Annotated in this window: 19 protein-coding genes and 1 tRNA gene; 15 read left to right on the forward strand and 5 right to left on the reverse strand. The window is 34.1% G+C overall.

The features are described 5' to 3' along the window. Positions 1-33: 33 nt before the first annotated feature. From comE to rlmH, 5 genes are all read right to left on the reverse strand, one after another. Complete coding sequence (comE, locus tag ADF68_RS06375) at positions 34-786, reverse strand: competence system response regulator transcription factor ComE (protein WP_049549097.1); 753 nt, start codon at positions 784-786, stop codon at positions 34-36. Further along, positions 783-2,102 carry a competence system sensor histidine kinase ComD gene (gene comD, locus ADF68_RS06380; protein WP_049549098.1) on the reverse strand — a complete coding sequence of 440 codons (1,320 nt, stop codon included), beginning with the start codon at positions 2,100-2,102 and terminating at the stop codon, positions 783-785. Before comD ends, comE begins: the two co-directional genes overlap by 4 nt. Before the next feature lie 22 nt (positions 2,103-2,124). Next, a complete protein-coding gene (comC, locus tag ADF68_RS10915; protein WP_152901835.1) occupies positions 2,125-2,259 on the reverse strand; it encodes a competence-stimulating peptide ComC in 135 nt (44 codons plus the stop codon). Between the two features lie 165 nt (positions 2,260-2,424). Continuing rightward, positions 2,425-2,498, reverse strand: a tRNA-Arg gene (locus ADF68_RS06385). 43 nt (positions 2,499-2,541) lie between these two features. Continuing rightward, entirely contained in the window at positions 2,542-3,021 is a 480-nt protein-coding gene (rlmH, locus tag ADF68_RS06390; RefSeq protein ID WP_049549099.1) for a 23S rRNA (pseudouridine(1915)-N(3))-methyltransferase RlmH, read from the reverse strand. 184 nt (positions 3,022-3,205) lie between these two features. Between rlmH and ADF68_RS06395 the strand changes: the two genes are divergently transcribed. From ADF68_RS06395 to ftsH, 15 genes are all read left to right on the forward strand, one after another. Further along, positions 3,206-4,390 carry a S1C family serine protease gene (locus tag ADF68_RS06395; RefSeq protein WP_049549100.1) on the forward strand — a complete coding sequence of 395 codons (1,185 nt, stop codon included), beginning with the start codon at positions 3,206-3,208 and terminating at the stop codon, positions 4,388-4,390. A gap of 56 nt (positions 4,391-4,446) precedes the next feature. Further along, positions 4,447-5,205: a ParB/RepB/Spo0J family partition protein gene (locus ADF68_RS06400; protein WP_049549101.1), complete on the forward strand. Its 759-nt coding sequence runs from the start codon at positions 4,447-4,449 to the stop codon at positions 5,203-5,205. Positions 5,206-5,426: 221 nt separating this feature from the next. Further along, positions 5,427-6,782, forward strand: a complete 1,356-nt coding sequence (gene dnaA, locus ADF68_RS06405; RefSeq protein ID WP_049549102.1) for a chromosomal replication initiator protein DnaA — start codon at positions 5,427-5,429, stop codon at positions 6,780-6,782. A 156-nt stretch (positions 6,783-6,938) separates the two neighbouring features. Then, on the forward strand, positions 6,939-8,075 hold the full coding sequence (gene dnaN / locus ADF68_RS06410) for a DNA polymerase III subunit beta (protein WP_049508360.1): 1,137 nt from the start codon (positions 6,939-6,941) through the stop codon (positions 8,073-8,075). 66 nt (positions 8,076-8,141) lie between these two features. Further along, positions 8,142-8,336, forward strand: coding sequence for a DUF951 domain-containing protein (locus ADF68_RS06415; protein WP_049549103.1), 195 nt, complete (start codon positions 8,142-8,144; stop codon positions 8,334-8,336). An 83-nt stretch (positions 8,337-8,419) separates the two neighbouring features. Continuing rightward, on the forward strand, positions 8,420-9,535 hold the full coding sequence (gene ychF / locus ADF68_RS06420) for a redox-regulated ATPase YchF (RefSeq protein ID WP_049549104.1): 1,116 nt from the start codon (positions 8,420-8,422) through the stop codon (positions 9,533-9,535). Positions 9,536-9,607: 72 nt separating this feature from the next. After that, positions 9,608-10,177 carry an aminoacyl-tRNA hydrolase gene (pth, locus tag ADF68_RS06425; protein ID WP_049549105.1) on the forward strand — a complete coding sequence of 190 codons (570 nt, stop codon included), beginning with the start codon at positions 9,608-9,610 and terminating at the stop codon, positions 10,175-10,177. 4 nt (positions 10,178-10,181) lie between these two features. Continuing rightward, positions 10,182-13,664 (forward strand): transcription-repair coupling factor, encoded by a 3,483-nt coding sequence (gene mfd / locus ADF68_RS06430; protein ID WP_049549106.1) that lies wholly within the window; start codon positions 10,182-10,184, stop codon positions 13,662-13,664. Between the two features lie 73 nt (positions 13,665-13,737). Beyond that, positions 13,738-14,004, forward strand: coding sequence for an RNA-binding S4 domain-containing protein (locus ADF68_RS06435; RefSeq protein WP_001234970.1), 267 nt, complete (start codon positions 13,738-13,740; stop codon positions 14,002-14,004). Further along, positions 13,997-14,365 carry a septum formation initiator family protein gene (locus tag ADF68_RS06440; protein ID WP_000277028.1) on the forward strand — a complete coding sequence of 123 codons (369 nt, stop codon included), beginning with the start codon at positions 13,997-13,999 and terminating at the stop codon, positions 14,363-14,365. Before ADF68_RS06435 ends, ADF68_RS06440 begins: the two co-directional genes overlap by 8 nt. Positions 14,366-14,371: 6 nt before the next feature. Beyond that, positions 14,372-14,494, forward strand: coding sequence for an SP_0009 family protein (locus ADF68_RS11585; protein ID WP_000429332.1), 123 nt, complete (start codon positions 14,372-14,374; stop codon positions 14,492-14,494). After that, positions 14,487-15,755 carry a serine hydrolase gene (locus ADF68_RS06450; RefSeq protein ID WP_049549107.1) on the forward strand — a complete coding sequence of 423 codons (1,269 nt, stop codon included), beginning with the start codon at positions 14,487-14,489 and terminating at the stop codon, positions 15,753-15,755. The genes ADF68_RS11585 and ADF68_RS06450 overlap by 8 nt, the downstream gene beginning before the upstream one ends. After that, positions 15,752-17,029 (forward strand): tRNA lysidine(34) synthetase TilS, encoded by a 1,278-nt coding sequence (gene tilS, locus ADF68_RS06455; protein ID WP_049549108.1) that lies wholly within the window; start codon positions 15,752-15,754, stop codon positions 17,027-17,029. The genes ADF68_RS06450 and tilS overlap by 4 nt, the downstream gene beginning before the upstream one ends. Before the next feature lie 4 nt (positions 17,030-17,033). Continuing rightward, a complete protein-coding gene (gene hpt / locus ADF68_RS06460; protein WP_000890189.1) occupies positions 17,034-17,576 on the forward strand; it encodes a hypoxanthine phosphoribosyltransferase in 543 nt (180 codons plus the stop codon). Positions 17,577-17,592: 16 nt separating this feature from the next. After that, complete coding sequence (ftsH, locus tag ADF68_RS06465) at positions 17,593-19,551, forward strand: ATP-dependent zinc metalloprotease FtsH (RefSeq protein WP_049549109.1); 1,959 nt, start codon at positions 17,593-17,595, stop codon at positions 19,549-19,551. Positions 19,552-20,031: the final 480 nt, after the last annotated feature.

A 20,031-nucleotide genomic window follows, 5' to 3' on the forward strand; every position in this document is an offset into this window, starting at 1 on the left:
TAACCATTATATCAATTTATCAAAAATTGTCAATTACTTTTTTTGGTTTTTAGCCATTAGTTCTCTCAATTTTTTAGTTTTTAGGCGAGAGATAGGGCAACGATGATCTTCATAAAATATAACTTCCATTTTTTTACGATCAATTTCTCTCACATTACCGATATTGACTAAAAATGACTTGTGAGCTAGATAAAAACGTTGGGTTTCCTTATCCTTTTCTTGAATATCTGTCATTGTTCCATAAAATTCTTTTGCAAAATTCTTACCTACAATTCGTAATTTATGAGAAGTTCCAGTTGTCTCAATGTAGAGAATATCATGATAAGGAATACAAAGATCATTTCCTTTATAACTATAATCAAAATAATCAACGACTGATTGGTTTTCAAGTAAAGTAGTTTTAGTGTAAAGCACACAGTCGGCAACTCTATTTTTAAAAACTTGATCACTGGTTTCTTTATCAATGAAATCCAATGCTGAAACTTTGTATTTATAAGTCAAGGTAGCAAATTCAGATCGACTTGTAATAAAAACAATAATGGCATAAGGATTGCGATGACGAATAAATTGAGCAACCTCAAATCCTTTTCTCTCAATCCCATTGATATCAATATCTAGAAAATAAAGCTGATTAACTTCATCATGCTCTACATATTCCATAAACTCTCTCACTTTTCCTGTTGTTTTATAGGAGATAGGAATATTTGTTTCCTTAGAAATTTTATTCAGAGTTGTTTCCAACCTTACTTGGTGTTCTATAATATCTTCTAAAATTAATACTTTCATATCAGTTCCCTCTTAAATCTAATCACTTGTTTAAATACATCATTATCAATTTCTGTTTCTAAAATAACATTGTCATATTTTCCTAAAATTTCTTTAACATTATTGAGTCCAAGTCCTCTATGTCTTCCTTTGGTTGAAAATCCTAATTCAAATAAATCTTCGGATTTTACCCTTCTGTTTTTACAAGAGTTTTGGATGACAACCAGAGTTTCAAGATCCAACTTGATGATAGCTACCTCTAGTTGTTTTTGATAGCTATCAACTGCCCCCTCAACAGCATTATTTAGCAGAACACTCATCACGCGCACCAAGTCTAATAATTCCATAGACAAAGGTGTGATGATATCTTTTACCTCTAATGTGTACTCTACATCATTAGTTTTCGCATTGACAATAGATTGAGCAATCAAACTACGAAGTGCTGAATCCTCAATATTGTTCAAATCGAAATAGGTATACTTGTCTGAACGTAATTTTTGATTCGCCTTTACAAGAACTTCACTGTAAACTCTGTCAATTTCTTGTAAATCTTTACTTTCGATCGCCATTCTTAAGCTGACAAGCATGCCTGTATAATCATGGCGAAAACCACGAATCTCATTATATAAGGCAACAATCTCATCCGTGTAAGTTTGTAAGTGTTTTTGCTCAAACTTCTTTTGTTCCAATTCGATTTCTTTTTCTATCTGAACTTTGTGAGAATTCATGGAAAAGAAGGTCAAAAGTAGGCCAACAAAAACAATGGATGATAAAATACTTCCAAAACCATTTAAGTGACGAATCGTACTCACAATATCTGAAGTGAAAGAGACAACGTGTAGAAAAATAAATGCAAAGAGCACTTTCTTCAGAAAAGGATATAGATAGTCTTTATCAAAATATTTAAATTCGAGATGGAAATAAGACACAACAACTTTAATAACCAAATAAGTTAAGATCAGGATAAATAGAGAAAAATAATTGTTATACTTCAATGCAAACTCATCTCCTGTAATAGATGATAAGGTTACCGATAAAAAGTTATTAGTAGAATGATATAAGAGAGAAAATAATAGACTTATAAAAATTCCCTTAGATTTCTCATACTTCTTAAATCCAACAAAGTAACCAAATAGGAGGAAAGGAAATAAAAATTTAGACAAACTAAAACTATCTAATTTCAAGAAATAGAGAATTATTTCCAATACTAATGGTATTAGAAATATATAAAGACTAAAAAAATATTGGTCTTTTCTAGTTGCTTTACAAACCCATTCATGAATTTTACTAATAATAAAAACATAAACAATAGCAATTACTAATCCGAATAAATTCATTATTTCCCACCTTTATTTTTACTTACTTTCTTTTTGGAAAAAGAAAATTATTTATTGTATATGGAGGTCTCCATTCCCCACCTCTGATTTCCTGCAGTTCTTTTTCGTTCAATTGTTGAAAATCTTTCATCTGAGCAAAATCTGTATTCTTTTTCATAATATAAACTCCTATAATGTTTTTCTTGTAAATTAACTTACAAAAATATTATATAAAATCTACGATTCCTATGGAGAATTATCTCTCAAATGCTCAAATTTTCTTCTGAAATGTCAAATTTTTACAAAAAAAGCTGGGATTTTTTCCCAGCTTACGATTTAACACTGATCCCAGCAGGATTCGAACCTGCGACCGTTCGCTTAGAAGGCGAATGCTCTATCCAGCTGAGCTATGAGACCTTACCTATCTATCTTATCAAAAAAAGCTAGCTTAGTCAATCATCTATTTGTGATAGGGTGATCCTTGTTGAATCGAAAATGCTCTATAGATTTGTTCTACTAAGACTAGTCTCATCAGTTGATGAGGAAGCGTTAATCTCCCAAAACTAACAGAAAGATTGGCTCTCTTTTTCACCTCTGGAGAGAGTCCTAAACTCCCACCAATGATAAAAGTGATTGTAGAAAATCCATTAATAGAGGCTCTTTCAAGCTGCTTGCTGAATTCTTCAGAAGAAAAAGTTGTTCCTTCAATAGCTAAAACAACTACAAAATCACGATCTCCTACTTTAGAAAGAATGCGGTTCCCTTCCAACTCCAAAATCTTTTGATTTTCAGATTCGCTAGCCCGATCTGGTGTTTTTTCATCAGCCAACTCAATCATTTCTAAATTAGCAAAGCGTGAAATCCTTTTGGAATATTCAGCTATGCCATCTTTGAGATATTTTTCTTTCAGTTTTCCAACTGTTACCACTTTAATTTTCATTCTTCTATTCTAACATATTCACACTCAATTTCACATCTTATTCACAGAGAAGATTTTGAAAAAATTCAATAAATTCACAGGTTTTTGAAAGTTATCCACAAGTTGTGAAAAACTTTCTTTCTTTAAGCTTGGATTAAGCTAGCTATTTTATACTTTCATTGATTAAAAAAACATGGAGGCTTCTATGAAAAACTTACAAACTAGTTCCAAAAAATGGGGACAACTTTTATTAGTCATTCTCATTAGCTTTTTTAGTGGTGTTTTAGGTAGTTTTACGACATTGCAACTAAGTCAAAAACAAAACACTAGTCCAACAAATACCACCACTGTCAGCAAAACAGCTGTAAAAAATGAAAACTCAACTACACAGGCAGTCGATAAAGTTAAAGATGCTGTGGTATCTGTCATTACTTACTCTGCAAACTCCCAAAATAGTTTATTTGGATCTGCAGAAACTGATACAGATACAAATACTGAGCAAGTATCGAGTGAAGGTTCTGGAGTTATTTATAAAAAAGAAGGTAACTTTGCTTACCTCGTAACCAATACTCACGTTATCAGTGGAGCTAAAAAAGTAGATATTCGTTTAGCTGACGGAACTAAAGTTCCAGGTGAAATTGTCGGTTCTGATACTTATTCTGACATTGCAGTTGTAAAAATTGCTGCAGATAAGGTGACTACCGTAGCTGAATTTGGTGATTCTGATCAACTAACAGTCGGAGAGACTGCCATTGCAATCGGAAGCCCTCTAGGTTCTGAGTACGCCAATACCGTTACACAAGGTATCGTGTCAAGTTTGAATAGAAATGTTTCTTTAAAATCTGAAGATGGACAAGCTATCTCTACAAAAGCTATCCAAACAGATACAGCCATCAACCCTGGAAACTCTGGCGGTCCCTTAATCAATATTCAGGGACAAGTAATCGGAATTACATCTAGTAAAATAGCCACAAACGGTGGAACTTCTGTAGAAGGACTTGGATTTGCGATTCCTTCAAACGATGCCATCAATATTATCAATCAATTAGAAAAGAATGGAAAAGTCACTCGACCAGCCTTGGGCATTCAAATGGTCAACCTTTCAAATCTTAGTAGCAGTGATTTACAAAGATTGAATGTACCATCAAGTGTCACTGCAGGAGTAGTTGTTCGTTCTGTTATAACTAGTATGCCTGCCAATGGACATCTACAACAATATGACGTCATTACAAAAGTAGATGATAAAGCTATTTCTTCAACTACTGAATTACAAAGTGCTCTATATAGTCATTCTATCGGAGATAGCATGACCATTACATACTACCGTAATGGTAAAGAAGAAACAACTACCATTAAATTAGATAAGAGTACTAGTGATTTGGAACAATAGTTTACAGATATGTAAAGTTGCTTTACAGAATATCTAAGTTATGATAATGTAGAATTATGGAAGAATTTAAAATTGTTCAAATAAAGGATATTCAAAAAAATCCCTATCAACCTCGTAAAGAATTTTCAGAAGAAAAAATACAAGAGTTGGCACAATCCATTAAGGAAAACGGCTTGATTCAGCCAATTATCGTTAGAAAATCTCCAGTACTTGGATATGAAATTCTAGCTGGAGAAAGACGGTATCGCGCTTCAATAGCTGCCGGACTTTCAGAAATTCCAGTAATTATTAAGCAACTTTCTGATCAAGATATGATGCTTCATTCCATCATTGAAAATCTCCAACGCGAAAATTTAAATCCTATCGAAGAAGCTAAAGCATACCAGTCCTTAATCGATAAAGGTTTTACCCACACAGAAATTGCTGAAAAAATGGGGAAATCTCGACCTTATATTACAAACTTAGTTCGATTGTTAGGGCTACCTAAACATATCCTAACAGAAGTTGAAAGTGGGAAGCTTTCCCAGGCTCATGCTAGACTCCTCATTCAATTATCAAGTGATAAACAAGATAAACTCTTGAATCGTATTCAAACTGAAAATCTCTCTGTTCGACAAGTTGAACAAATACTACAAAAAACAAAGAAGATCAGCAAAAAAGAAAAAGATTACTTTGTCAAAGAGGAAGAACAAAAATTGAAAAAAATACTTGGATTAGATGTTAAGATTAGCCTTCAAAAAAAAGATAGCGGTAAAATCTCAATTTCCTTCCATAACCAAGAAGAATACCAACAATTTATTAACAGCCTGAAATAAGGCTGTTATTTTATTATTCTTAACTAACATGGTTATCCACTGCATTTTAGTTTTTAAAAGCCCAGTATTTCAGAATTTTTCTTAGTTTTCCACATTTTGTGGATAACATTTAAAAACATTGTTACTTGTTTTCCACAAGTTGTGGAAAAATAATCTTATCTATGGTAAAATGATTCTATCAATAAACCTTTTAAATTCTATAGTAAAGGAGGAGGAAATCATTGAAGGAAAAACAATTTTGGAATCGTCTTTTAGAACTTGCACATGATAAATTAACTCAGTCAGTTTATGATTTCTATATTTTAGACGCAAAACTGGTTAAAGTTGAAGAAAATACTGCAACGATTTTCTTACCCCGCGATGAAATGCAGATATTCTGGGAAAGAAATATCAATGGGATGCTTTTAGCAGCAGGTTTTGAAATCTATGATACTGAAATAAAAGCTCATTATATCTTCACGAAAGTTGAAGAAGCTAGCTCACAAGTAGCTTTCGAGTCTGAACCTGGCAACGATTATCAACCAATTCCATCCACTATTCCATATTCTGAAACTGGACTCAAGGAAAAGTATACTTTCGATAATTTTGTTCAAGGAAATGGTAATGTTTGGGCTAAGTCCGCAGCTTTAGCAGTTTCTGAAGATCCTGGACTAACTTATAATCCTCTATTTATCTATGGAGGGCCTGGTCTTGGAAAAACCCACCTACTAAATGCCCTTGGTAATGAAATTCTAAAAAAGAGCCCGAATGCGCGTGTTAAATACATACCTGCTGAAAGCTTCATTAATGAATTCCTAGAGCATTTAAGACTCAATGATATGGAAAAATTCAAAAAAACTTATCGTAGTTTGGATCTCCTACTCATTGATGATATTCAATCTCTTAGTGGAAAGAAAGTTCAGACTCAGGAAGAGTTTTTCAATACATTTAACGCCCTTCACAATAATAATAAACAGATTGTTTTGACGAGTGACCGTAGGCCTGAACATTTAGAGAGTCTACCTGAACGTCTGGTCACGCGCTTCTCGTGGGGATTAACGACAGATATCACACCACCTGATTTTGAAACACGTATTGCAATTTTACAGAGTAAAACTGAACATCTCAATTATCATTTTCAGAATGATACACTCGAATATTTAGCTGGACAATTTGACTCTAACGTGCGAGAACTCGAGGGTGCACTCAATGATATCAGCCTAATGGCCAAAGTCAAAAAGATTAACGATATCACAGTTGATATTGCCGCTGAAGCTATTCGTGCTCGTAAACAAGACGTTAGCAAAATGATTGTGATTCCAATTGATAAAATCCAAACAGAAGTTGGAAACTTCTATGGTGTTAGTGTCAAGGAAATGAAAGGAACTAGACGTGTTCAAAATATCGTTTTAGCCCGTCAAGTTGCTATGTACCTAGCCAGAGAAATGACTGATAATAGCCTTCCTAAGATTGGAAAAGAGTTTGGTGGTAAAGACCACACAACGGTCATTCACGCTCATGGAAAAATCAAATCCATGCTTGAAACAGATGATAATTTACGTATAGAAATTGAAAACATCAAAAAGAAAATTAAATAACTTGTGGATAACTTTTGAAAAATTTTTTATTTATCCACATCTTTTAAACAAGGCTCTGTCCTTGAGTTTTCTTGATTACAAGTGTTTTTCCACAGATTTCACACGCTCTATTATTACTATTATCCTTCTAATAATAAAAAGAATAAAGGAGAATCCATGATTCATTTTTCAATTAATAAAAACTTATTTTTACAAGCCTTAAATACAACAAAGAGAGCTATTAGCTCAAAGAATGCAATTCCTATTTTGTCGACTGTAAAAATTGATGTTACCAATGAAGGAATTACCTTGATTGGATCAAATGGTCAAATCTCAATCGAAAATTTCATTTCGCAAAAAAATGAAAATGCAGGTCTCTTGATTAATTCTTTAGGATCAGTTCTACTGGAAGCTTCTTTCTTTATCAATGTTGTTTCAAGTCTTCCAGATGTAACACTTGATTTTAAAGAGATTGAACAAAAGCAAATTGTCTTAACTAGTGGAAAATCAGAGATTACTCTTAAAGGAAAAGATAGCGAGCAATATCCACGTATTCAGGAAATTTCTGCAAGCAATCCTTTAGTTCTTGAAACAAAACTTCTTAAAAAGATTATCAATGAAACAGCTTTTGCAGCTAGTACCCAAGAAAGCCGTCCTATTTTGACGGGGGTACATTTTGTCTTGAGCAATCATAAAGAATTAAAAACAGTTGCGACAGACTCTCACCGTCTTAGTCAGAAAAAGTTGACTCTTGAAAAAAATAGCGATGATTTTGATGTTGTCATCCCAAGTCGTTCGCTACGTGAATTTTCAGCTGTTTTTACGGACGATATCGAAACCGTAGAGATTTTCTTCGCAAACAACCAAATTCTCTTTAGAAGTGAAAATATTAGCTTTTACACACGTCTCTTAGAAGGAAATTATCCAGATACCGATCGATTGATTCCAACAGATTTCAATACAACAGTTACTTTTGATGTTGCTAAACTACGCCAGTCTATGGAACGTGCTCGCCTCTTATCAAGTGCGACACAAAATGGTACTGTTAAATTAGAAATCAAAGAAGGAGTTGTAAGTGCCCATGTTCACTCTCCAGAAGTAGGGAAAGTAAATGAAGAAATTGATACTGAAAATGTAAGTGGTGCTGATTTGACAATTAGTTTCAACCCAACTTATTTGATTGAAGCACTAAAAGCTCTAAATAGCGAAAAAGTTACAATCAGCTTTATTTCAGCAGTTCGTCCATTTACTCTGGTTCCAGCTGATACAGATGAAGATTTCATGCAGCTCATCACGCCAGTTCGTACAAATTAATGGAAAGAGGTTGAGCCTAGCTCGCCTCTTTTATGATATAATCGAAAAAGAAAAAGGAGACTAACTATGTATGAAGTTGGAAATTTTGTTGAAATGAAAAAACCTCATGCTTGTACGATTAAGTCAACAGGCAAAAAGGCAAATCGCTGGGAAATTACCCGTGTTGGTGCAGATATCAAAATAAAATGTAGCAATTGTGATCATGTGGTCATGATGAGTCGCTATGATTTTGAAAGAAAAATGAGTAAAATCATCGACTAAGAACCCTAGTTAGAGGGTTAGCAAGTTTTCCCTTTTTGTGTTATAATATTGAAGATTGAAATGTGAACGGAGAATGAGAAACTATGGCTTTAACAGCAGGTATCGTTGGTTTACCAAACGTAGGTAAATCAACCCTATTTAATGCAATTACAAAAGCAGGAGCAGAGGCTGCAAACTATCCTTTTGCGACTATTGATCCAAACGTTGGAATGGTAGAAGTTCCAGATGAACGCCTACAAAAATTGACTGAAATGATCACTCCTAAGAAGACAGTCCCAACAACCTTTGAATTTACAGATATTGCAGGGATTGTAAAGGGTGCATCAAAAGGAGAAGGTCTGGGGAATAAATTCTTAGCCAATATCCGTGAAGTTGATGCGATTGTTCATGTGGTTCGTGCCTTTGATGATGAAAATGTCATGCGTGAGCAAGGTCGTGAAGATGCCTTTGTGGATCCGCTAGCAGATATTGATACTATTAACCTAGAATTGATTCTTGCTGACTTAGAATCAGTCAATAAACGCTATGCGCGTGTAGAAAAAATGGCGCGTACGCAAAAAGATAAGGAATCAGTTGCAGAATTTAACGTTCTTCAAAAAATTAAACCTGTTCTTGAAGACGGTAAATCAGCACGTACCATTGAATTTACAGATGAAGAGCAAAAAGTAGTCAAAGGTCTTTTCCTTTTGACCACGAAACCTATTCTTTATGTAGCTAATGTTGATGAGGATGTCGTTGGAGACCCAGAATCTATCGATTATGTGAAGAAAATTCGTGAATTCGCAGAAACAGAAAATGCAGAGGTAGTGGTCATTTCAGCGCGTGCTGAAGAAGAAATTTCTGAGTTAGACGATGAAGATAAAAAAGAGTTTCTTGAAGCCATTGGATTGACAGAATCAGGTGTAGATAAGTTGACTCGAGCTGCTTATCATCTACTAGGACTTGGAACTTACTTTACAGCTGGTGAAAAAGAGGTTCGTGCTTGGACATTTAAACGTGGCATGAAAGCTCCTCAAGCAGCTGGTATCATCCACTCTGACTTTGAAAAAGGATTTATTCGTGCAGTGACCATGTCTTATGACGATTTGGTAAAATATGGCTCTGAAAAGGCCGTAAAAGAAGCTGGACGCTTGCGTGAAGAAGGAAAAGAATATGTCGTGCAAGATGGCGATATTATGGAATTCCGCTTTAACGTCTAATCAATATTTAACATAATGTCAATTAGGTTGGAAAAAAATTCCAACCCTTTTGGCTTTTGAAAGGAAATTTAAATGACAAAATTACTTGTAGGATTGGGAAATCCAGGGGATAAATATTTTGAAACTAAACATAATGTTGGCTTTATGTTGATTGATCAAATAGCAAAAAAACAGAATGTCACCTTTACACACGATAAGATATTCCAAGCTGACTTAGCATCCTTTTTCCTTAATGGTGAAAAAATTTATCTGGTAAAACCAACTACCTTTATGAACGAAAGTGGAAAAGCTGTTCATGCATTGTTAACCTACTATGGTTTAGATATTGAAGATTTACTGATTATTTACGATGATCTTGACATGGAAGTAGGAAAAATTCGTCTTCGTGCTAAAGGATCAGCTGGTGGTCATAATGGAATTAAGTCGATTATTCAACATATCGGTACACAGGTTTTCAATCGTGTAAAGATTGGTATTGGTAGACCTAAAAAAGGAATGTCTGTTGTTCACCATGTTTTGAGTAAGTTTGATCAAGAAGATTATATTGGTATTTTACAATCTATTGACAAGGTTGACGATGCTGTAAATTATTATTTACAAGAAAAAAAATTTGAAAAAACGATGCAGAAATACAACGGGTAGGCCAATGAATTTACTAGATTTCTTTTTAGAGAATAAACAAATCCTATCTTGGCATGAGAACCTACCACAGAAACAAAGACAATTATTGCTAGGTCTTTCTGGCTCAGCAAAATCTTTAGCGATTGCTAGTAGTCTGAAGAGTCAGGATAAGGTTTTAGTGATGACTTCCACATATGGAGAAGCTGAGCGTCTGGTCAATGATCTAATCTCTATACTAGGTTCGGATCTGGTTTATCCATTTCTAGTAGATGATTCACCAATGGTCGAATTTTTGGTATCATCTCAGGAAAAGATTTTTTCTAGGGTTGAAGCTTTGCGTTTTCTAAGAGATAAGTCTCAAAGAGGGATTTTAGTTTGTAATGTCGCAGCTAGTCGGGTATTCTTACCAAATCCTCAAGTTTTTGATGATAGTGTCTTAGAACTTCAAGTGGGCCAGGAATGCGAACAAAGAGAATTAAAAAATCACTTAATTTCTCTTGGTTATAAGAAAGTTACACAAGTTCAAAGTCAGGGAGAATTTAGCCTTCGTGGAGATATTCTAGATATCTTTGAAACTTCTCAACTATCTCCTTACCGAATAGAATTTTTTGGTGATGAGATTGATGGCATTAGAGAATTTGATACTGAAACTCAGCTTTCTAAAGACAGTCAGTCTAAAGTACTGATATATCCAGCAAGTGATATTTTACTAACTTTTGAAGATTATCAGCGTGGCCAGAAATTTTTAGAACATGAGATTGATAAGTCACTTTCTCCAACTATAAAGTCTTACTTAGAAGAAGTTTTTAGTTGCACGAAAGAGCAAGTTCTTCATGCTGATATTCGTAAGTTTTTATCTAATTTTTATAAAAAACAGTGGACACTGATAGATTATTTGAATCAAGTGCCCATTATCTTTGATGATTTTCAAAAAATCTTGAATCAGTACGATGCTTTTGATAAGGAAATCGCTAGCTACTTTACAGATGATTTACATAATGGTAAATCAGTGTCAAGTCTACTTTACTTTGTAGATACAGAAGGGATTTTAAAAAAATATCAGCCTTCTAGTTTCTTTTCAAATTTCCAAAAAGGGCTTGGAAATCTAAAATTTGATCATCTGTATCAATTTAGTCAATATCCAATGCAAGAGTTCTTCAATCAGTTTTCTTTTCTGAAAGAAGAAATTGAACGTTATAAAAAATTGAAGTATACAATTGTTCTTCAATCAAGTACCAAAACTGAATTAAAGAAACTGTCAACGATTCTTGATGAATATGATATTAAAGTTGATAATAGTAATGAAAGTGAAATCTGTAAAGGAACTGTCAATCTTGTTGAAGGAAATCTGCGACATGGGTTTCATTTTGTAGATGAAAATCTTGTATTTATCACTGAATATGAGATTTTTAAAAAGAAGATTAAACGGAAATATAGAAGACAAAATATCAGCAACGCTGAGCGATTAAAGGATTATAACGAGCTCCAAAAAGGAGACTATGTTGTTCATCAAATTCATGGTATTGGGCAATATTTAGGGATTGAAACGATTGAAATCAAAGGAATTCATCGAGACTACGTAAGTGTTCTATATCAAAATGGAGATCGTATTTCTATCCCTGTGGAGCAGATACAGACTCTTTCTAAGTATGTCTCTAGTGATGGTAAGGCTCCAAAGTTAAACAAATTAAACGATGGACGTTTTAAAAAAGCGAAGCAAAAAGTAAAGAGTCAAGTTGAAGATATTGCAGATGATTTAATTAAGTTATATGCAGAGAGAAGTCAACTTAAAGGTTTTGCATTTTCCAAAGATGATGAAGACCAAAACGCTTTTGACGAAGCATTCCCATATGTAGAGACTGAGGACCAACTTCGAAGTATCGAAGAGATAAAGAAAGATATGCAGGCTCCTCAACCGATGGACCGACTTTTAGTTGGAGATGTTGGTTTTGGTAAGACTGAGGTGGCCATGCGAGCTGCATTTAAGGCTGTCAATGATCATAAACAGGTTGTCGTTTTAGTACCAACTACCGTTCTTGCTCAGCAACATTACAGTAATTTTAAAGAAAGATTTGAACAATTTGCTGTCAATGTAGATGTTTTGAGTCGTTTTAGAAGTAAAAAAGAGCAGACTGAGACACTTGAAAAATTGAAAAAAGGTCAAGTAGATATTTTGATAGGAACTCATCGAGTTTTATCTAAAGATGTTGAGTTTGCTGATTTGGGGTTGATGATTATTGATGAAGAACAACGATTTGGAGTAAAGCATAAAGAAGCTTTGAAGGAATTAAAAAAGAAGGTTGATGTCTTAACCTTGACAGCTACACCAATTCCTAGAACCCTCCACATGTCTATGTTAGGTATCCGAGATTTATCAGTCATCGAAACTCCTCCAACCAATCGATATCCTGTTCAAACCTATGTTCTTGAACAGAATGATCGTGTCATTCGTGATGCTGTATTGAGAGAAATGGATCGTGGTGGTCAGGTTTACTATCTTTACAACAAAGTTGACACGATTGAAAAAAAGGTTTCAGAGTTACAAGAACTGATTCCAGAAGCTTTGATTGGATTTGTTCATGGACAAATGAGTGAAATTCGTTTGGAGAATACGCTACTTGACTTTATAGAAGGACAGTATGATATTCTTGTCACCACTACAATTATTGAAACAGGTGTGGACATTCCAAATGCAAATACTTTATTTATTGAAAATGCGGATCATATGGGTCTGTCTACCTTGTATCAATTAAGAGGTCGGGTTGGTCGTAGTAACCGAATCGCTTATGCTTATCTTATGTATCGTCCAGATAAAACCCTGACAGAAGTTTCTGAGAAAAGATTAGAAGCCATAAAAGGTTTCACTGAACTAGGTTCTGGTTTCAAAATCGCTATGCGTGATTTATCCATTCGTGGAGCGGGTAATCTTTTAGGAAGTTCGCAGTCTGGTTTTATTGATTCTGTTGGTTTTGAGTTGTATTCTCAGTTGCTGGAAGAAGCGATAGCTAAGAAAAATGGAACTGACAAAAAACGTGAAAAAGGAAATGCTGAGTTAATTTTACAAATTGATGCTTATCTTCCGGATGAGTACATTTCAGATGAACGGCATAAAATTGAAATTTACAAGAGAATTCGTCAAATTGACAATCGTGTCAACTATGAAGAATTACAAGATGAGTTGATCGATCGTTTTGGAGAATATCCAGATGTGGTTGCTTACCTTTTAGAAATTGGGTTAGCCAAAGCATATCTTGATAAAGTATTTGTCAATCGTGTAGAAAGAAAGGTTAATAAGCTGGTCATTCAGTTTGAAAAAATATCGCAACAATTATTTTTAACACAAGATTATTTCCAGGCTCTTTCTCAGACAAGTTTGAAGGCAAATATTTCAGAAAATCAAGGTTTAATCGAAGTTGTTTTTGATATTCGTAATAAAAAGGATTATGAGATTTTGGAAGGTCTTTTAACTTTTGGAGAATCATTAGCAAATATAAAAGAATCAAAATAGTCACATTAGGAGTTATCTTTTTTCTTCTATAAAAGGTAGAAAAATGGTACAATAATAATTTGAGGTAATAAAAATGAGATTAGATAAATATTTAAAAGTATCAAGAATTATTAAGCGTCGTACAGTGGCTAAAGAAGTTGCAGATAAGGGACGTATCAAGGTAAATGGTATTCTTGCTAAGAGCTCTACAGATTTAAAAATCAACGATCAAGTCGAAATTCGTTTTGGAAATAAATTGTTGCTCGTAAAAGTGTTAGAAATGAAAGATAGCACTAAAAAAGAAGATGCTGCCGGTATGTATGAAATTATCAGCGAAACAAGGGTAGAAAACGATGTATAAAAAAATTGTACAAATGAATAATTCTTTTATTCAAAATGAACACCAACGTCGTAAATACTTGATGGAAGAACGACAAAGAAGAAATCGTTTTATGGGCTGGGTTTTGATTTTGATTATGTTGTTGTTCATCCTACCAACCTATAATTTGACTCAAAGTTATCAGCAACTACTCGAACGTCGCCAACAGTTAGCCGATCTGAAAAAACAGTATCAAGAATTGAGCGATGAAAAAGATAAAGAATCAAATCTTGCAACCAAATTAAAGGACGAAACATACGCAGCCAAGTATTTGCGTGCAAAATATTACTATTCAAAATCATGGGAAGAAGTTTATACTATTCCGGACTTACTTCCTAGGTAATGTAAAATGGAAAATTTATTAGATATTATTGAACAATTTTTAAGTCAATCAGATGAAAAATTAGAAGAGTTAGCTCAAAAAAATCATCTGTTACGGTTACAGGAAGAAGAGGAAAAAAAGAATGCGTAAATTTTTAGTGATATTGCTACTTCCTATTTTTTTAAAAAGTGTCCAAGTAGTAAGCACTGAGAATCCAGTTATCATTCCAAACCAAGAAGTTTATTCCTTAACCCACGCTTCGTATCACTTTTACTATCAAGATGTTATAGAATCTCCAAAATTTTATGGTGAAACATCTGTTTATTCTACAGAAGATTTGATTAAAGAATCAGGAAAAGTCAATGCAGATACAAAATTATCTGTTTTAGAATGGAGATTAAATAAACAAGGACAGCCTATCTTTAAATTGTCTAATAATCAGTTTGTGATGGCCGATAAACGACTTTTATACGATAGTTCAATTGTCAACAATTTTTCTAAACGACTGTGGTTAGAACCTGAATTTATTGTCTATAATAGCCCTTATGATAAACAAGAATTAAAATCTACTTTGGTACCCTATCAAGATGTTGAAGTAGATATGTCTATTTTTGCTGGTGGGCATGAATTTTTACATATCAAACAAACTGGTTGGATTTCGACGGATTATATTTCCAATGATGATAATAGAATCCAGAAAGTACAAGAGTTGTTATCTGCGAATTATCAAAATGAACAGTTTTCTATTTATGTTAAACAATTGAGTACAGGTAAGGAAGCTGGGATTAATGAAGATCAAAAAATGTACGCTGCTAGTGTTATGAAATTGCCTTATCTTTATTATGTTCAAGAAAAAATCAATCAAGGTGATTACCAACTTGACACGAAATTAAAGTATGTTTCCGAAGTTAATGATTTCCCTGGTTCTTATAAACCTGAAGGAAGCGGAAGTCTCCCTAAAACAGCAGACAATAAAGAATACACAATCAAAGATTTAATCACAAAAACTGCAAAAGAATCTGACAATGTAGCTCATAATATTCTTGGTTATTATATTACGAATAAATCAGATGAAGCCTTTAAAAAAGAGATGGCTACTATCGCAGGTGAGGAATGGGATGTGACAGATAAGTTGGCTTCAGCGAAAATGGCTGGTCAAGTTATGGAATCTATTTATAATCAGAATGGTTTTGTTTTAGAATCCCTATCACAAACAGCTTTTGATAATCAGAGGATTGCTAAGAATATTTCTGCTAAGGTAGCCCATAAAATTGGGGATGCAGATGAATTTAAACACGATGTAGGAATAGTCTATACAGATTCTCCTTTCATTATTTCAATCTTTACCAAAGATTCTGATTATGATACCATTTCTAAAATTGCTAAGGATGTCTATGAGGTCCTAAAATGAGAGACCGAGATTTTTTAAATCATTTTCTAGAAAAAGGTTATTTTAAAGATCATTCACGAGTTATATTAGCCTTGTCTGGTGGATTGGATTCGATGTTTCTTTTTCATCTCCTTTCAACTTACCAAGAAGAACTTGGGATTGAATTATTTTTAGCTCATGTAAACCATAAACAACGATTAGAATCAGACCATGAAGAATATGAATTAATAAAACTAGCTGAACAAGTTGGAGTTCCAATTTACGTAGCTCATTTTACTGGAGATTTTTCAGAAGCAAATGCTCGTCAATTTCGCTATAAATTTTTTAGGAAAGTGATGGGGAAAACTTCCTCTACAGCCCTTGTAACAGCTCATCATGCAGATGATCAGGTTGAGACGGTATTTATGCGAATGATTAGGGGTGTTAGATTACAACACTTATCAGCTATTAAAGAAAGACAAGAGTTTGATAAAGGAGAATTGATTCGTCCTTTGCTGTCTTTTTATAAGAAGGATTTTCCTGAAATCGAGCATTTTGAAGATAGGACGAATGAAGAAAATTACTATTTTCGCAATCGAGTTCGTAATATTTACTTACCACAACTGGAAAAAGAAAATATTCAGGTGAAGAGAGCATTTTTAGAGTTTGGAAAAGAAGTATCTGACTATCAAATTGCTCTGACTGAATTATCTCAAACAGTCAATGTGGAAGATTTAACTCAGTTTTTATTCTTTTCTGAGGCAACACAGCGAATTTTGCTACAACAATACCTTAGTTGTTTTGCTGATTTAAATGTAACAAGAGAACAATTTCAAGAAATTCATCATATTTTAAAAACTAAGAGTCAATATCGCCATTATATAAAAAATGGTTATGAACTTGTAAAAGAATACCAGCACTTTCGAATTTGTAAAATCAGACCAAAGTCTGATGAAAAAAGTAGTGAGTGTGTGTTAAACTATCAAAATCAACTTCATTATGAAGGTTATTTATTTTCATTTGGAATCCCTCTAGAAGGGGAAAATATTCAAAAGATGAATGTTTCTCGTGAAACATCTTTGATTTTAAGGCATCGACAGCCTGGTGATTATTTGATAAAAAATGGTCATCGTAAAAAACTAAGGCGACTTTTTATTGATTTAAAAATTCCTAAAGAAAGACGAGAAAAAGCTATTATCATTGAGCAATTTGGAAAAATTTGTTCAGTTTTAGGAATTGAAATCAGTGATTTGAGTAAAAAAATGAAAAATGATATAATGAACACTGTACTTTATATAGAAAAAATAGATAGGTAAAATCATGTTAGAAAAAGATATCAAGAAAATTTTGATTTCACAAGATGAAATTACAGAAGCAGCTAAAAAATTGGGTGCTCAGTTGACAAAAGATTATGAGGGTAAAAATCCGATTTTAGTTGGAATTTTAAAAGGTTCTATTCCTTTTATGGCAGAATTGGTGAAATATATTGATACACATCTTGAAATGGACTTTATGATGGTCTCTAGCTATCATGGTGGGACTGTAAGTAGTGGTGTCATTAATATTAAACAAGACGTAACTCAAGATATTAAAGGTCGACATGTTGTCTTTGTAGAAGATATCATTGACACTGGTCAAACCTTGAAAAGTTTGAAAGATATGTTTACTGCAAGAGAAGCAGCGTCTGTGAAGATTGTTACCATGCTTGATAAACCAGAAGGTCGCACTGTAGAAATCGAAGCAGATTATACATGTTTTACAATTCCAAATGAATTTGTTGTAGGATATGGACTAGACTATAATGAAAACTATCGTAACCTTCCTTATGTAGGTGTATTGAAAGAGGAAGTTTACTCAAAATAGAAGGGTAAGTGTTTGAATGCAAAAACAAAATAATGGTTTCATAAAAAATCCATTTCTTTATTTGTTGATGATTTTCTTGCTAGTGACAGGATTCCAGTACTTTTTTGCTGGCAGATCCGCTGGTCATAGTCAACAAATTAAGTACTCAGAATTGGTTCAGGAAATCACTAACGACAATGTAAAAGAAATGACCTACCAACCAAGTGGTAGTGTTATTGAAGTGTATGGTGTCTACAAAACTGCTAAGACAGAGAAACAGGAAACGGGAATTCAATTTTTTACACCCTCTGCTACAAAAGTAGAGAAATTTACAAGTATTGTCCTCCCATCAGATACAACTGTAGCGGATTTGCAAAAGTTAGCAAGTGAACACCAAACACAGATTGAAGTGAAACACGAAAGCTCAAGTGGTATGTGGATTAACATCCTGGTTTCAGTAGTACCATTTGCTATCTTATTCTTCTTCCTCTTCTCTATGATGGGAAATATGGGCGGAAATAGTGGACGCAATCCAATGAGCTTTGGACGTAGTAAAGCTAAAGCTGCTAATAAAGAAGATATCAAAGTTCGCTTCTCAGATGTCGCAGGCGCAGAGGAAGAAAAACAAGAACTTGTTGAAGTTGTTGAATTCTTAAAAGATCCAAAACGATTTACAAAATTGGGTGCCCGGATTCCAGCTGGAGTTCTCTTAGAAGGACCTCCGGGAACTGGTAAAACATTACTTGCCAAAGCAGTCGCAGGAGAAGCTGGTGTACCATTCTTTAGTATTTCAGGTTCTGACTTTGTAGAAATGTTCGTCGGTGTCGGTGCGAGCCGTGTACGTTCTCTCTTTGAGGACGCAAAAAAAGCAGAACCAGCTATTATCTTCATTGATGAAATTGATGCCGTTGGTCGCCAACGTGGTGTTGGTTTAGGTGGAGGTAATGATGAACGAGAACAAACCTTAAACCAACTCTTGATTGAAATGGATGGTTTTGAAGGAAATGAAGGAATTATTGTCATTGCGGCAACAAACCGTTCAGATGTTCTTGATCCGGCTCTACTTCGTCCAGGTCGTTTTGATAGAAAAGTATTGGTTGGTCGTCCAGATGTTAAGGGACGCGAAGCAATTTTGAAAGTCCATGCTAGAAATAAACCTTTAGCTGAAGATGTAGATTTGAAATTGGTAGCACAACAAACTCCAGGTTTTGTTGGTGCCGATTTGGAAAATGTATTGAATGAAGCAGCTTTAGTTGCAGCTCGTCGTAATAAATCAGTGATTGATGCTTCTGATATTGATGAAGCTGAAGATCGTGTTATCGCTGGACCATCTAAGAAAGACAAGACAGTTTCACAAAAAGAACGTGAATTGGTTGCCTACCATGAGGCAGGACACACCATTGTCGGTCTAGTATTGTCAAATGCCCGTGTTGTTCATAAAGTTACCATAGTACCACGTGGACGTGCAGGCGGATATATGATTGCACTTCCTAAAGAAGACCAAATGCTTTTATCTAAAGAAGATATGAAAGAGCAATTAGCTGGATTAATGGGTGGACGTGTAGCTGAAGAGATTATCTTTAACGTCCAAACAACTGGAGCATCTAATGACTTCGAACAAGCGACTCAGATGGCGCGTGCTATGGTTACTGAGTATGGTATGAGTGAAAAACTTGGTCCAGTACAATATGAAGGAAATCATGCTATGTTTGGTGCACAAAGCCCTCAAAAATCAATTTCAGAACAAACAGCTTATGAAATTGACGAAGAAGTTCGTTCATTATTGAATGAAGCACGAAACAAAGCTGCTGAAATTATCCAGTCAAATCGTGAAACTCACAAGCTGATTGCAGAAGCATTATTGAAATACGAAACATTGGATAGTACACAAATTAAATCTCTATACGAAACAGGAAAGATGCCTGAAACAGTAGAAGAGGAATCACATGCACTATCTTATGATGAAGTAAAATCAAAAATGAGTGAAGAAAATTAATTATCTTAAATACTATAAACAGAGGGGGCACAAGTTTTCTCTGTTTTTTTTAAAAAAGTTGAGGGAACTCTAATTTAAATCAAAGATTTCTCTATATATATGAAAAATAAAATACAAGTTCACTTATGTTAATGCTCTCTTAGAGGAAATGATTCAAATTTTCTGAAAATAAGAATGCAACAGTTACTTGAGCAATATGAAGAAATGTTTTCCAAAAATGATATGTGCTTCATAAAAAACAATTATTGTAAGAAAAAAATTAACCAAAACTCTGGGCAGATGAGCGTTTCAAGGGACGCAAAGCCATGCTGAAAGAGTTACAGGAAGTAATTCAGAAGAATTGAAAAAAAGTTAAAAAAAGGTGTTGACAAAGTAAGAAAAGTCGGTATAATAGTAAGAGTTGAAAATAACAACTCCGGTCCGTTGGTCAAGGGGTTAAGACACCGCCTTTTCACGGCGGTAACACGGGTTCGAATCCCG

Source organism: Streptococcus pseudopneumoniae, from assembly GCF_001068775.1.
GTDB lineage: Bacteria > Bacillota > Bacilli > Lactobacillales > Streptococcaceae > Streptococcus > Streptococcus pseudopneumoniae_N.